This window comes from Paenarthrobacter sp., from assembly GCF_031180005.1.
Taxonomy (GTDB): Bacteria; Actinomycetota; Actinomycetes; order Actinomycetales; family Micrococcaceae; genus Arthrobacter.
The window spans coordinates 26,591-40,527 of the sequence record NZ_JAPSHI010000021.1 but is presented as its reverse complement, the minus strand read 5'-3'; the positions used below and the strand labels follow the sequence as shown (position 1 = coordinate 40,527).

12 protein-coding genes are annotated in these 13,937 nt (G+C 61.6%); 4 read left to right on the top strand and 8 right to left on the bottom strand.

What is annotated here, in order from left to right:
* Positions 1-41: 41 nt before the first annotated feature.
* Entirely contained in the window at positions 42-2,402 is a 2,361-nt protein-coding gene (locus tag RIF72_RS15045) for a glycosyltransferase family 2 protein (RefSeq protein ID WP_309075648.1), read from the bottom strand.
* 217 nt (positions 2,403-2,619) lie between these two features.
* Here RIF72_RS15045 and RIF72_RS15040 point away from each other — a divergent pair, with 217 nt between their 5' ends.
* Both RIF72_RS15040 and RIF72_RS15035 read left to right on the top strand, forming a co-directional pair.
* Positions 2,620-4,185, top strand: coding sequence for a chitinase (locus RIF72_RS15040; RefSeq protein WP_309075647.1), 1,566 nt, complete (start codon positions 2,620-2,622; stop codon positions 4,183-4,185).
* A gap of 12 nt (positions 4,186-4,197) precedes the next feature.
* A complete protein-coding gene (locus RIF72_RS15035; protein ID WP_309075646.1) occupies positions 4,198-4,647 on the top strand; it encodes a hypothetical protein in 450 nt (149 codons plus the stop codon).
* A gap of 282 nt (positions 4,648-4,929) precedes the next feature.
* On the opposite strand, the gene RIF72_RS15030 is transcribed toward RIF72_RS15035, so the two are convergent.
* Genes RIF72_RS15030 through paaA form a run of 6 tightly spaced genes read right to left on the bottom strand, consistent with a single transcriptional unit; the run spans position 4,930 to position 9,857 of the window.
* Positions 4,930-5,709: an enoyl-CoA hydratase-related protein gene (locus RIF72_RS15030; protein ID WP_309075645.1), complete on the bottom strand. Its 780-nt coding sequence runs from the start codon at positions 5,707-5,709 to the stop codon at positions 4,930-4,932.
* A gap of 9 nt (positions 5,710-5,718) precedes the next feature.
* A complete protein-coding gene (paaE, locus tag RIF72_RS15025) occupies positions 5,719-6,924 on the bottom strand; it encodes a 1,2-phenylacetyl-CoA epoxidase subunit PaaE (protein ID WP_309075644.1) in 1,206 nt (401 codons plus the stop codon).
* An 8-nt stretch (positions 6,925-6,932) separates the two neighbouring features.
* The gene (gene paaD, locus RIF72_RS15020) at positions 6,933-7,502 is read right to left on the bottom strand and encodes a 1,2-phenylacetyl-CoA epoxidase subunit PaaD (RefSeq protein ID WP_309075643.1); all 570 of its coding nucleotides are present in this window, start codon (positions 7,500-7,502) and stop codon (positions 6,933-6,935) included.
* Between the two features lie 5 nt (positions 7,503-7,507).
* Positions 7,508-8,437 carry a 1,2-phenylacetyl-CoA epoxidase subunit PaaC gene (gene paaC / locus RIF72_RS15015; protein ID WP_309075642.1) on the bottom strand — a complete coding sequence of 310 codons (930 nt, stop codon included), beginning with the start codon at positions 8,435-8,437 and terminating at the stop codon, positions 7,508-7,510.
* Positions 8,434-8,862, bottom strand: coding sequence for a 1,2-phenylacetyl-CoA epoxidase subunit PaaB (paaB, locus tag RIF72_RS15010; protein WP_309075641.1), 429 nt, complete (start codon positions 8,860-8,862; stop codon positions 8,434-8,436). Before paaB ends, paaC begins: the two co-directional genes overlap by 4 nt.
* A complete protein-coding gene (gene paaA / locus RIF72_RS15005) occupies positions 8,862-9,857 on the bottom strand; it encodes a 1,2-phenylacetyl-CoA epoxidase subunit PaaA (RefSeq protein WP_309075640.1) in 996 nt (331 codons plus the stop codon). Before paaA ends, paaB begins: the two co-directional genes overlap by 1 nt.
* Positions 9,858-10,057: 200 nt before the next feature.
* Here paaA and RIF72_RS15000 point away from each other — a divergent pair, with 200 nt between their 5' ends.
* Positions 10,058-10,654 (top strand): low molecular weight phosphatase family protein, encoded by a 597-nt coding sequence (locus RIF72_RS15000; protein WP_309075639.1) that lies wholly within the window; start codon positions 10,058-10,060, stop codon positions 10,652-10,654.
* Positions 10,655-10,665: 11 nt separating this feature from the next.
* Here RIF72_RS15000 and RIF72_RS14995 read toward each other — a convergent pair whose 3' ends face one another.
* Positions 10,666-11,703, bottom strand: coding sequence for a LysM domain-containing protein (locus tag RIF72_RS14995; protein WP_309075638.1), 1,038 nt, complete (start codon positions 11,701-11,703; stop codon positions 10,666-10,668).
* Between the two features lie 411 nt (positions 11,704-12,114).
* On the opposite strand from RIF72_RS14995, the gene RIF72_RS14990 reads away from it, so the two are divergent.
* Positions 12,115-13,782 (top strand): alkaline phosphatase D family protein, encoded by a 1,668-nt coding sequence (locus RIF72_RS14990; RefSeq protein ID WP_309075637.1) that lies wholly within the window; start codon positions 12,115-12,117, stop codon positions 13,780-13,782.
* Positions 13,783-13,937: the final 155 nt, after the last annotated feature.

The window sequence follows — 13,937 nt, the reverse complement described above, 5'->3', positions numbered from 1 at the left end:
TTTCGTCGTTCACTGTCCTGTTTCGTTGATCGCTGCCAGGATCAGCGAAGTGAAATTCGACGACGGCGGTCGGTTCCGCCGCGGAGGTCCCGGTTGAGCCGGCGGTCGCCGTGGTAGAGGATAGATTCCCAATCAACTTCCTCGGCCGTTTTGGGGACAACCAACGATTCAGGCTTTGCCTTCGGCTTTGGCGAAACGTAAAGCCAATTGACTGCTCCCAGGACCACATCCACCACCGAGTTCCACAAGCCGATGTACGACTGGATGCACATCATGGCCAACACGGCATTAAGTGAGGCGAAGGCAACGTTGCCCCAATTTCCCTGCTGGGCGTCCCTCCAAACAGTAAGTACCGAGAATGCGACGATGGCGTAAGGAATCAGGACATAAATGGCGGGGGCGGCTGTCCGGTCCTTGACCTTGGGGGTTCGCACAAAGGGGATCTTGTCCCCCGTCAGGCCTTGCTGGAGTGATTTCAGGACGCCGGCGAGGTTGACGGGCAGCAGAATGAGGTTGAAGCCGTAGATCCGGAAAATGTCGCTAAAGCGATGGCCACAATCGCGAAGGTCGGAACCCATGCACAGGAAGTACGGCAACGCAGCTATAAACACCGCAGGGCTAAGGAGCCTGCTGTCATAGGGATAAGCCAGCAGGAAAAGAAGTCCGAAGCTTGCCCAGGTAATCGACGCCATGTAGTTCACACGCAGGAGAACCTCGCGGATGAGTACCCGTTGACGCTGGTGTCGCCGCTGCGAGAGCTGGTTCCAAAGCTTGGGAAGGATCAGCAGGCCACCGTTGGCCCAGCGCCGACGCTGCACCACCAGTGAACCGAAATCCGGTGGCGTTGCACTGTAACTCAGACGCTCCGGATAATTCACGAGTGTCCATCCGTGAGTGCCCAGGTCAATGCTGGATTCGGTGTCCTCGATGACGGTGCGGTCCTGAATGTAGGTGCGGATTTCGAACCCGCCTACTGTCTCAACTTCAACGATGTCTTCGAGGGCACGTTTACGGATAATTGCGTTGGCGCCCACCCAGAAAGTGGCTCCATAAAATGTCATGCCTTGGTGCAGAATGTGCTGAATATCCGTGGTGGCACCTGCGATCCTCTCAATCCGGGTAGGCGCACCTCGGAATGAGGAATAGGGTGTTTGCGTCACTGCCACGCGCTCGTTACCCGCAGATTCCAGGAAGTACACCAAGCGCAGGCAATAATCCCGCAGCAGCAGGGAATCCGCATCCAAGGTCAGCAGATAGGTACTGTCCGGAACCAACAGATCGTCATCATGCGGAACCAGGGACGGACGAAGAACCACGCCTCCAGCAGTCTGTTCCCGCCGCCAACGTTTGCCCATCAGGGAAATGTAGGCGTTGAGGTTCATGGCCTTGTTGGCTTCGTGGGATAGGCTGGCATACCTCTTGCGCTCAAAAGTCTCGGTTTGAACGTTGAAAATCCATGTGAGCCTTAGGTAGAGCTGTTCCATTCGCTCCGGGTTCGGAGCCGTATTCTGAGCCTCCGCTGCGTTCAGCGCCAACAAGACCAAGCGAAGTTCGCGAGCCAGTCCCATGATGACCAGGTCCACGAAGAACTCGTCCACATGGTCTTCAACGGTTTCAGCCTCAGCCATCGCTTCCAGCCACTCCACCGCTGCCTCATACTCCGCGATCAGGAGTTGGAGCTCGTACACTTCGACCGTGGCAGGGGCCTCCTCTGCCAGGGGCGACGCATGTCTCTCCCGGAAGGTGGCCAAGGCATTGTTGGCACGCTCTGCCGGGGCAGCCATTGCATCGGCAATTTGCCCCGCCAGCGCCCTGGTCTGTTCAAGGCGGTGGATCTTCTCCGGCTCGGTGGGGTGCGGAGGGTCATCCAGCAAGAGCACCACTCGAAGATCCGGGAACTCCTGAAGGGCGGCCGACCACAATGTACCCCGCACAACCTGGGGTTCTTCGGCGTAGGACGGCACCAACACCGTGACGGCCTCTTTGTAGTTAGCGAAGTGATTATCAAGTTCACCCCGAGGTACCCTGCGGTGTTCCTTGAACCGGTACAGCGCACCTTGCCGTGCCATGAGGTACATCAGGGCGGAAAACGTCAGGAACGTGACGACTATGAGGTACGAAATCGACTCGAATCCGAAGCGGAATCCGGAGTTTGGATTGTCAACAAGCTGCCGAATGATGGTTGAGACAACGTAATAAAGCCATGCACCCACCGTCACAAGCATGGCAAGCCTGCCAAGGACAATTTTTCGGGACGACGGCGTTGGGTGAACAATAGCCAACGGTTCGGACCGCCGCTCCGCCCCCCACTGCCGCTTTCGCCCTGTATTTTCCAGACGGTCGGCGGGAAGTTCTTTGGTGTCCCGCTCGACATCGGATAAATCAACCAACTGGTCCGTCATTATTCCCCATCAAACTGTGAACCCGCGCCTTCCGGCCGGTAGCCGGTTGAACGTCCGCCTGCTGTAACAAAAGCGTCGCCGATTGCCCTTATAGTAATCGATAGCAGGAGCTTCCGATTCCCGTTTGGTCGACGGAATTTGTTGGAACAGTTCTTGGCCTCACCCACGGGCTTTACCTCTGCTCGCTGGAATTTTGGGTCTCAATGTTGGGGGATTAATGTCCAAGCACTTTCCTGGGCGAAAGCTGTCCTGGATTCGGCTCTCCGTGCTGCTGGCGGTCATAGCGGTAGTGGTGGGTGCCGGCGTCGTTTCCTGGCGTAACTACACTGACACCCGCGCCGCAGCAGCATCACCTTCACTCTTCACGGGGTACGTCGATGTGACGGCGACGCCTCGGTACGCGTTCGAGCAGCCAGTCAGCGACACCACAAAGTCGGTGGTTTTGTCGTTCATCGTGGCCGACCCCAAGGACGGATGCACGCCATCGTGGGGCTCCTTCTACAGCCTGGACGCGGCCGCCTCAGACCTTGATCTTGACCGGCGCATTGCCAGACTCCGGCAAACCGGCGGTGACATCGCCGTTTCCTTCGGTGGGCTATCAAACAAGGAACTCGCCACCGCGTGCACCGACGTCGACCGGCTACAGCAGGCCTACTCGACCGTGGTTGACCGCTACGACCTCAACACCGTTGACCTCGACATCGAAGGAACCGCCCTGACGGATAAGGCAGCCGTCGCACGGCAAGCCAAAGCCATCGGCGCGATTCAGCAAGGAAAGCGGGCCGAGGGCAAAAGCCTCTCCGTCTGGCTGACGCTACCCGTGGCTCCGGCGGGGCTGACGGCAGACGGGACGGCCGCCGTCGAGCAGATGCTCTCATCCGGTGTGGAATTGGCCGGCGTGAACATCATGACCATGGACTACGGCGAAAGCCGTGTGGCCGGACAGTCCATGCTGCAGGCCTCAATCGCTGCAGCCGAGGCAACTCACCTCCAGCTCGGTGATATCTACTCCGCAGCGCAACAGAACCTTGGGACACAAACCCTGTGGCGCAAAATTGGCTTGACCCCCATGATCGGCCAGAACGACATCGTGGCCGACGTCTTCACGCTCGCCGACGCCCAAGGTCTGCACGACTTCGCGCAGGGTAAAGGCATAGGCAGGATGTCCATGTGGTCCTTGAACCGGGACGCCGAATGCGGCCCGAACTATCCCACGTTGACTGTGGTGTCCGACGCTTGCAGTGGCGTGCCTCAGCGCGACACACGTTTCTCGGACGTGCTGGGTGCCGACATTGACTCCAGACCCGCTGACTCCCCCGCGCCGGTGCTGCCGACGGGCACAACCACTGCCACGGCAGTAGTGGACGACCCCGCTACCAGCCCTTACCCGATCTGGTCTCCCTTGGCCACGTACGTGCAGTCGGACAGGATCGTTTGGCAGGGCAACGTCTACGAGGCCAAGTGGTGGACCAAAGATGAGGTTCCCAACGACCCCGTCCCGGACAGAGCTGCAGCGCCGTGGAAACTGATCGGCCCCGTCCTGCCCGGCGACCGGCCCAAGCCTGAAGTCACCGTTCCCGCCGGAACATATCCGACATGGTCAGTCGCAACCGTTTATCACAAGGGCGACCGCGTGATGCTGGGCCAGCACGTCTTCGAAGCTAAATGGTGGGTCCAAACCCAGAGTCCGGAAGCCGCGCTGCAGGGGTCCACAGATTCGGCGTGGATGAAACTCTCACCTGAGGAACTGGCCAGAGTGCTATCGGGCGAAGCGGCCAAATAGGAGCAACACAGCATGAGGAAGTACCTGGCACTCGTGGCAATGTTTGCAGTAGCCGCGCTCCCCTTGAGCGGATGCGCCCAAGGGCACGATGACGCCAAAGCGAGTGACCTCGGAATTACCTTCGCCTACTCCTTGGCAGGTCACGACGGCAGATTCTGCGACCTTCTGGACAGTTCCAGTGAACAAAACGTGGATGAGTGCAGGAAAAGCGAAGCGGAAATGGCAGCAACGCACGAAGCCGACCCGCAGCCAATAATCTGGGTTCCCAAAATCTACCAGTTGGTGCCTGGGGAAGAAAAAGTGCTCGGAATAGTAGTGGAGTTCAACCGGGCAGGGAACCAGGAGTTTGTTGCCATTGAAGCAATACGGCACGGAGACGAGTACAAAATCCTTCGGTGGGCCTATCCGGATGAGGCCGACTACAAGACCGACCGTGCCATTACAAACACCTTCGGATGGTGAATCCGGGCCTGATCAGTGCATAAAGCCGCTGCCATCCCAGTCCCGGTCGTATTTGCCGCAGCGGGTGCATCGCCTATACCGGCCGCTGCCATCCTCCGCGGATTCCACGTGCCAACGGTGGTGGAGGTTTAGCTTGCACATGATCATCTGGAGCATGGCGCTCTCCGTTCTCAGCACGCTGAGCCGCTAGGCGCGTTTCATGCGTGTGGCTAAGTTTAAGCCGCACGCCTTGGTACGGATAGTGAAAATCGGAAAGGCGCTCCCTGCCTCAGACCAATAAAGCTACCCTTTGAAAACCGGTGCCCGCTTCTCTTGGAAGGCCCGGAAACCTTCGGCGTAGTCGTCTGTCTTGCACAGCCGTGCCTGCTCCGTGTTTTCCTCTGCCATGGATGCCCACAGGCCCAGTCGCTGGTCACGGATGTGGGCCACGAGTTCCTTGGATGCAACGAACGCGCCGGTGGCCCCGGTCGCTACACGGGCAACGATCTCCCGGGTCACCGGCAGGAGGGAATCTGCCGGCATTGCCCGGCTGAACATCCCCTGCTCCACGGCTTCCGCGCCGGAAATGAGGTTGGCAGTGTAGATCAGGTCCAGGGTGCGGTGCATGCCCAGGCGCTCCGTGAAGTACCAGTGGCCTCCTGAGTCCAACGTGGCACCGAGCTTGGCAAAGGGTGAACCAAACTTGGCGTTGTCCGCCACGTACACAACATCCGTGGCCAACAACAGCCCCAGCCCGACCCCAAGGCAAGCCCCGTGAGCGGCGGCAAAGGTGGGTGCCGGAAATGCTGCCATCTTCTTCAGCAATGGTTCAACGATTCCGCCGAGGTACGCCTGGGCATCATCGGTTTCCGGCGTTACTCCTGAGATGTCACGGCCGGCACAGAAGGCGCGGCCCTCACCGCGAAGCAGCAGCGCCCGCACTTCACCGCGTGAGGCGGCGGCAGCAGCGTCGTCGTACGCCTTGTCCAGTTGGGCAAGCGCGTCCTCGTTGAGCGAGTTCAGCTTGTCCGGGTAATTGAGGACGATTTCGGCAGTACCGTTGGCAATGGAGAGCTCGATCATGGGGACTCCTTAGACGTCGAAGTCGACGGTAACTTCTTCGCTGGTGGGGTGGGACTGGCAGGTGAGGACGTAGCCCTTGTCCAGCTCGTCCTGCTCAAGGGCGTAGTTCTCATCCATGGTCACCGTACCGGTGATCAGCTTGGCGCGGCAGGTGCCACAGACACCACCGGCGCATGCGAAGGGCACGTCCGGGCGAACACGCAAGGAAGCGTTGAGAATGGATTCGCGGGCGTGGGTGGGGCTGGCGACGTCGCCGGTGAGACCGTCCAGGGTAAAGGTGATCTTGTACGTGTCCTGCGACTCGTCCTCCACAACCGGTCGCCCGGCGTTGCCCTCCGGACGGTCCGGACGGCCGGTGGTGAACAACTCGAAGCGAACGTGCTCTGGCTCTACGCCTCGGGCAGCAAGGGTGTCACGGCACAGCTGGACGAGCTCGAACGGCCCGCACAGGAACCACTCGTCCACGTCCTCGGCACGGATGGCACTGCTGAGCAGCGCCTGCAGCTTGTCGGAATCAATACGGCCCGTCATCAGCGGGGCGATCCGCTGCTCGCGGGACAACACGTGATGCAGCGCCAGGCGCGACGGATACTTGTCCTTCAGGTCCGCCAGCTCTTCAAGGAACATGACGTCCATGGCGGCTTTGTTGGCGTACACCAGGTCAAAGGTGGTCTCCGGATTAGCCGCCAGCAGCGTGCGCGCAATCGCGATGACCGGTGTGATGCCCGAACCAGCGGCAATCGCCACGAAGTTACCCGGCTCCCCCGCGAGCTCCTCCGGGTGGTTCATGGAGTTCATGACGTTGTGCTGAACAGACGCGCCGTCCTTGCCGTGCCGCGAGATGAACGCACCTTGCGGGCTCATGACATCCAGGACGTCTCCGGCCTTCAGCTCGGCGTTGGCCCACGTGGAGAACAGTCCGCCCAAGTCCTTCTTGATGGCCACGCGGATCTCGCTGCTGCCGTCCTCGAAGCTGCGCGGCTCTGCGCAAATGGAGTAGCTGCGGCGGATCTCGTGCGGCTCGCCGTTCTCATCCGGGAGCGTTGTGCGCAGGGCCACGTACTGCCCGGGCAGGTAGTCGTACTGCCCGGCCAGCTCCGCAGGAACCCCGAAGGTGACCTCAATGGCATCGTCCGTGAGGCGCCGGACCTCCGAGACGGTCAGGTTATGGAAAGACGCACGACGGCGGCTGGCCGTCTGGGTTTCGGTGGTCATGGAATTCCTTAGAGGACTTTGAAGTAGTCGAACGGTTCCTTGCAGTCCTGGCAGACGAACAGCGCCTTGCAGGACGTGGAACCAAAGCGGGTGAGTTCCTTGGTGTTCAACGACGAACACTGCGGGCATTTCACGGCCAGGCTCAGGCGGACGGGACCGGAATGGCCACCTGCGGCAGCCATGCCACTGGGCGGGGCGATCCCGTATTCCTCCAGCTTGGCCTTGCCGGATTCGGTCATCCAGTCGGTGGTCCACGCCGGGGACAGCACGAGGTTGATGTGCACGCTGGCGTAGCCCTCTTTCTCAAAGGCCTTGCGCAGGTCGTCGCCAATGGCGTCCATCGCCGGGCACCCGGAGTAGGTGGGCGTGATGGTGACCTCGACGGCGGAACTTGGGGCGCCGCCGTCGTGCTGGCCTGTTGTTTGGGTTGAACCGGGAGCTTGGGCCGCCGACGGGACAACCCGCACGCCGCGGAGGATCCCCAGGTCCTCGATGGTGAGGACCGGGATCTCCGGATCGCAGACCGTGGAAGCGATGTCCCAGGCCCGCTGCTCAGCAGTCTTTTCCAGGGTGCTCATGCTGGTCACCAGCTCGCGCCGGGGTGTTCGCGGGCCAGGACCTGCATTTCAGCAAGGATGTAGCCCATGAACTCGGAGTGCTTACCGTTGCGGCCGCCGCCAAGTGTCTGCGGGACGCCGGGAATTTCCAACTCCGCTTCGGCCATAATTTCTCCGGTGAGGCGATCGAATTCCGCGCGGAGGCTTGAAGGCTGAACAGTGACGCCAGCCTCGGCCAGGCGTGTAGTCAGTTCGTCGTCTTCGAAGAGTTCGTCCACATACGGCCACACGAGCTTGAAGCCCTGGACGATGCGTGCCCGGGACTCATCGGTGCCGCCGGCCAGGCGGAGCACCCACTGTGCACTGTGGTCGCGGTGGTAATCCACTTCCTTCACGGCCTTCGCGGAGATGGCTGCGATGGTGGCGTCGGTGGACCCCATCAACTTGGTGTAGAGCTCGTACTGGTAGAAGCTCACGATGAACTGCCGGGCGATGGTCACCGCGAAGTCGCCGTTGGGCTGCTCAAACAAGTGGGCGGAGCGGAACTCGTGCTCGCGACGGAAGTAGGCCAGGTCATCCTCGGATTTACCCCAGGCGGCACCGGCATAGGTCAGGAAGGAACGCGCGTGGCCCAACTGATCCAGCGCGATGTTGCCCAGGGCAATGTCTTCCTCAAGCTCGGGAGCGCGGGAGATCCAGTGGCCCAGGCGCTGGGCAAGGATCAAGCCGTCATCGCCGATGCGAAGGGCGAACTCTGCAACGTCTTCGCTGGGCTTGACCTTCCCCCGCTGGATTTCGAGGGCGATGTCCTCCGGACGGAGCGCGTTGCCCGGCGTGATGCGGGTGGCACTGGCCGAGCCATCGCCGGACGCGCCGGCGCCGTGGACGCCAACGGAGATGTCGCCGTGGCCTTCAATAGCGAAGTCAGTGTCTTTAGCAGTTTCTTGGGTGGTCACAGGTGCTTCACGCCTTCGCTCTTGGTGTAGTACGTTGCGTGGCGGTAATCCTTGCCCTGCGGGGACTCGAAGAAGGAACCCTTGGAGTCGGGATCGCTGGAGGAAATCGCCTCAGCCGGGACAACCCAGATGGAGACGCCTTCGTTGCGGCGCGTGTATAAATCGCGGGCATTCCGGAGGGCCATGGCCGCATCCGGGGCATGCAAGGAACCAGCATGTACGTGGGACAGGCCGCGGCTCGAGCGGACGAAGACCTCCCAAAGGGACCAGGGGGTTTCTTCCTGGGCGCCACGCGAGGTGGCGTCCGGGCCTGAGGCGCGTGCCGTCGTCGTGCTTTCAGCGTTGGTTGCCGCAACCTTGGGGGCCTCGCGGTTGATTTCGCTGGCGGCGCTGGCCGGTGCTTCCGGGTTGCCGTGAGGAGCCATTATGCTGCGTTCTCTTTCTGTGCTTGCTTGCGGGCGTAGGCCACTGCGGCTTCGCGAACCCAGGCACCGTTTTCGTGTGCCTCACGGCGGCGCTCGACGCGCTGCGAGTTGCAGGGACCGCGGCCGGCCAAGACTTCCTTGAACTCGTTCCAGTCCAGGGGTCCGTGCTCCCACTTCTTGGTTTCTTCGTTGAAACGGATGTCCTTGTCAGGCAAGGTCAGGCCGAGGACCCGCACCTGCTCCACCATCATGCCGACGAACCGGCTACGCAGCTCGTCATTGCTGAACCGCTTGATGTTCCAAGCCATGGACTGCTCGGAGTTGGGTGAATCGTCATCCGGCGGGCCGAACATCATCAGCGACGGCGCGTACCAGCGGTTCACTGCGTCCTGGGCCATCTGCTTCTGCGCGGGCGTGCCGTTGGAAAGCTCCAGCAGGATCTCGAATCCTTGGCGCTGGTGGAATGATTCTTCCTTGCAGATGCGCACCATTGCGCGACCGTAAGGACCATACGAGGCACGGCACAGGGGAACCTGGTTGCAGATGGCTGCACCGTCAACCAGCCAGCCGATGGCCCCCATGTCAGCCCAGGAGATCGTGGGGTAGTTGAAGATGGACGAGTACCGGGCCTTGCCGGCAATCAGATCCTCCATCATCTGGTCCCGGGACTGGCCCAGGGTCTCAGCGGCGGAGTAAAGGTACAGGCCGTGGCCGGCCTCATCCTGGACCTTGGCCATGAGGATGGACTTGCGCTTCAGGCTCGGCGCCCTGGTGATCCAGTTGGCCTCCGGCTGCATGCCGATAATCTCCGAGTGCGCGTGCTGCGAGATCTGGCGCAGCAAAGTCTTGCGGTAAGCCGCCGGCATCCAGTCGCGCGGTTCGATGCGCGAGTCCTCCGAAATGATGCGATCAAAATACGCCTGTCCGGCTGCCTCCCGCTCCTGCTCTTCCGGGGACAGCTCAGCGGGCACTGACTGCAGATTCTGCGATGCCATGGTTGCTCCTAATAAATTACCGACCGTTCGTTCAGAATATGCGGAGCGGGTGATTTCAGTCAAGCGTTCTTGTCTTGCCGAGGCGGCAGCCCGGACCTGTTTGCGTGGCTCTGCGTTGTTGACAAGGTCCTCGCTGCCCGTCGTGTTAACTTGGGGTGGGACCTCAGCTGTCCCCAGTCGCCGCTAGAAAAGAGCCTTACGTGGAATCGCCCCATCCCTTCAGGATTCTCACCGTCTGCACCGGAAACATCTGCCGCTCCCCCGTGGCCGAACGGTTGCTGCAGACCGGGCTCAATCAGGTCAGCCCGGGATCCTTTGAGGTTCGCAGCGCCGGAACGCGGGCCATGGTGGGCGAGCCTATCCAGCCGGTCTCAGCCCGGATCATCAGCACCTTCCGGGGAAGCCCGGACGATTTTGCAGCCCGGCAGCTGACTCCCAAGATCCTCAAAGAAACCGACCTGGTGCTGGCCATGACGTCCAAGCACCGCGGCGAAGTCCTCCAGCTGGACGCGTCCTTGTTGAAACGCACCTTCACCGTCCGGGAATTTGCCCGAATGCTCTCCGTGCTGGAGAACCGGGGCGATACGGCGCCGGCCGGTGACATCAAGGAGTTCTGGCGTGCGCTTCCCACAAGGGCGGCCTCAGTCCGCCACCTCGCGCTGCCATCCGATCCTGCAGACAACGACGTGGTAGACCCCTACCGACGAGCGGAAGAGGTCTACCACCAGATGGAGGATGAGCTGGCCCCGGCCATCCTAGGCATCCTCCGTTTCGCGCGCCTGACGGCGCCGGCCTAGTTGGATATTGCTTAGTTGAGGGCGATCACCAGCATCTGGCTGGTGCCAGGGATGCAGGTCTGCAGGACAACTGCAGGGAATCCGCCGAACACTGCTGCGACGTCGTTGGTGCTTCCCGGGTTGGGTACCTGGCCCCTTCCGGTAGCCGTGAAGGTTCCGTAGCCAGGGATCGACACCGTTTCACCAACACCGATGCCCGAGAACCGTCCCCAACCTCCACAGAAATCGTGCTCCGTGATGAACGTTGCATAGGCGTTGGTGGGCGTGTAATGGATGGGCCCGATGCAGGCGTCCACCATTGATTGGCCACCGGCACCAGCTACGTAAATGGTCCTGACAGCGGGAGCCGGGGCGGGAGCCGGTGCTGGCGCGGGAGCGGGAGCGGCAGCTACAGGAGCGGCCGGTGCTGGCGCGGGTGCAGCCTGTGCAGCGGGAGCTGCCGGCGCCGGGGCGGGAGCGACCACCGCAATGGGCGGTCCCGTGAGCTTCAAAACCTGTCCCGGCACAATCACCGAGTAGGCGCTGAGGCCGTTGGCAGCCAACATCGCAGTGACGTCCACGCCGAAGCGCGACGCTATGGCACCAACGGTGTCCCCGGAGACCACTGTGTAGAGGTTGGGGTCACCAACTGGAGCCGCGACAGGAGCTGGAGCCTCCACAGGGGCGGGAGCCGGTGCCGCAGGTTCGGGCGCCGGCGCTGCAGGTTCGGGTGCTGGTGCTGCAGGCGCTGGATCCGATGCCGGAGCTTCAGCTACGGGCGCAGTGTCCGCTTCCGGCACTGCTTCCGCTTCCTGTATTGGCAAAGCTACGGGCGCTTTAGCACGGTCGTCTTTTGAAAAGGGCACTTGTTCCAGCGAAACATTTTGGTCAGCGTCACCCGCCGGTGGCGTCGCCCAGTTGACGACGCCAAAGAATAATGGGATCAGCGCTAATATCGCGAGTACTGCGCCGGCAATCAACAGTTTGGATTTACTGGAGTGCGGCCGCCGAACATCGCCATTGCTCTTGGTTGACAGGGAAGTTTGAAGATCTAAGTCATTCATGTTCATGGGAAACCCCGGGACTCCATGGCTCTGGACCGCGCGAGACAGGCCGCAGTGGGCCCGAACGAGAGAAGCGCAGCTACGTATTGGGAGGAGCACCACCCACAATTAACGGGGGTGCGGTCCACCGCTGAGCCGGAGGAACGGAATTGCTATAACCTAGGAATTTCAATGATAGGAATAGCCCCCTGCCCGCCGCACGAGTAGGAACTACTCGACTTTCCTGCTTATGCCCCGAATGGTTACTTGGGCATTACGCAGTTCCCGGAAATGGACTACTTGCTCCCGAGCGTGCCGGCCGCGCGAGTAACTGGCTTTTGTGGCTATTCCCAGGCCTGATATCAGCCACGAATACGAGTTAGTTGGGTTTCATCTCGCCCTCACCCTCCGTTCACGCTGGCCCCGCACTGTGGAACCATGACTGACCTCTCGCGCCGCTCACTCGTCAAGACTTCCCTTGCCACGCTCGGTCTCGCCGGCGTCACCGCCAGCACCGCCGCACCCGCGTCCGCTACCCCTTCCGCCATCCCACTTGTGCGCAAGCGGCTCACCCTTCCCACGGGGATCGCCACCGGCGACGTAACAACGGAGTCTGCCGTCCTCTGGTCCCGCGCTTCGGGCCCGGGCCGACTCACGGCACAGCTTCAGGCGGTGGACAGCGCCGGTGAGATCCTTCGCGGACGCTACGGTTACAGCCGGACCATTCGCGGGCCCTTGGCCACGGACGCCAGCGACTTCACCGCCAAAATCCATGCCAAAGGCCTTCCCGCAGGCACACGCTTCGCCTTGGAACTGACCTTCGAGGACGAGAACGGTCCAGGCGAGGCAGTTCGCGGCACCTTCAGCACAGCGCCGGGTTCCACCAACGGAAAGCACGACGACGGCATTGAAGACGCGCGCGGAGGCGGCAGTTCGTCGTCGTCCTCTCAGTCCTTCGTATGGACCGGCGATACCGCCGGCCAAGGCTGGGGCATCAACGAGGACCTGGGCGGCATGCGCGGCTACAAAGCCATGCACGCAACGAAGCCCGACTTCTTCATCCACTCCGGCGACACCATCTACGCCGACGGCCCCATCGCCGCAACCGTGACGGAGAAGGACGGCCAAGTGTGGCGGAACATAGTCACTGAGGAAGTCTCCAAGGTGGCCGAAACCCTGAAGGAGTACCGGGGCCGGCACCGCTACAACTCCTTGGACGCCAACATGCGCGCCATGTTCGCCGACGTCCCGGTGATCGCGCAATGGGACGACCACGAAACCACCAACAACTGGTACCCGGGAGAAATTCTGGACGATCCCCGCTACACCGAGCGGAACGTCAACGTCTTGGCAGCGCGGGGCAGGCAGGCCTGGCAGGAGAACATGCCGATCGCCGACGCAGCCGCACTCTGGCGCCCCGGAACGTACGACGCCGGCCAATACCGGCCCGCGCGCATCTACCGGAAAATCTCCCGCGGCCCGCAGTTGGACATCTTCTGCCTGGACATGAGGACCTTCAAGTCCCCCAACACGGACGGCAAAGAACCCTACGCCACCAACATCCTGGGCCAAGAGCAGGTGAACTGGCTGATCAAGGAAGTCCGCAAATCCAAAGCAACATGGAAGGTGATCGCCGCCGACCTGCCACTGGGCATCATTGTGCCGGACGGCGCCGTGAATCAGGAAAGCCTGGCCAACCGGGACCACGGTGCTCCTCTGGGCCGGGAATTGGAGATCGCCGGCGTGCTCAGCGCCTTCAAGAAGTACGGGATCAAGAACACGGTGTGGATGACGGCCGACGTGCACTACTGCGCCGCGCACCATTACTCCCCCGAGCGGGCATCGTTCACCGACTTCGACCCCTTCTGGGAATTCGTGGCCGGGCCCATCAACGCCGGTTCCTTCGGGCCAAGCGAGATGGATAAGACCTTTGGGCCCGAAGTTCTGTTTGCCAAGGCCGGGCGCTTCCCGGGCGAGTCACCGCGTGGCGGCGAGAACCAGTACTTTGGCCATGTGGACCTCGCCGCGGACGGTATGTTCACGGTGAGCCTGCGCAACGCTTTGGGAGCGGTGATCTACTCGAAGGCCCTAACCCCGCAGCGCTAACCCACGCAGCCCCACCCAACCCCACTTAACCCAACTAGGTAGCAGTTAATGTCGTTTTGAGGGCTCAGAACGGCATTAACTGCTACTTACATGGGATTTTCGGCGTATGCTCTCCTCAGCGCAGGCTAGACGCGTTGTTCGCTTTTGGTGGGGCC

Excerpts from the sequence above, each read along its gene's own strand:
- RIF72_RS15045 (WP_309075648.1), bottom strand. The coding sequence starts at position 2,402 with ATGACGGACCAGTTGGTTGATTTATCCGATGTCGAGCGGGACACCAAA.
- RIF72_RS15040 (WP_309075647.1), top strand. The coding sequence starts at position 2,620 with ATGTCCAAGCACTTTCCTGGGCGAAAGCTGTCCTGGATTCGGCTCTCC.
- RIF72_RS15035 (WP_309075646.1), top strand. The coding sequence starts at position 4,198 with ATGAGGAAGTACCTGGCACTCGTGGCAATGTTTGCAGTAGCCGCGCTC.
- RIF72_RS15030 (WP_309075645.1), bottom strand. The coding sequence starts at position 5,709 with ATGATCGAGCTCTCCATTGCCAACGGTACTGCCGAAATCGTCCTCAAT.
- paaE (WP_309075644.1), bottom strand. The coding sequence starts at position 6,924 with ATGACCACCGAAACCCAGACGGCCAGCCGCCGTCGTGCGTCTTTCCAT.
- paaD (WP_309075643.1), bottom strand. The coding sequence starts at position 7,502 with ATGAGCACCCTGGAAAAGACTGCTGAGCAGCGGGCCTGGGACATCGCT.
- paaB (WP_309075641.1), bottom strand. The coding sequence starts at position 8,862 with ATGGCTCCTCACGGCAACCCGGAAGCACCGGCCAGCGCCGCCAGCGAA.
- paaA (WP_309075640.1), bottom strand. The coding sequence starts at position 9,857 with ATGGCATCGCAGAATCTGCAGTCAGTGCCCGCTGAGCTGTCCCCGGAA.
- RIF72_RS14995 (WP_309075638.1), bottom strand. The coding sequence starts at position 11,703 with ATGAACATGAATGACTTAGATCTTCAAACTTCCCTGTCAACCAAGAGC.
- RIF72_RS14990 (WP_309075637.1), top strand. The coding sequence starts at position 12,115 with ATGACTGACCTCTCGCGCCGCTCACTCGTCAAGACTTCCCTTGCCACG.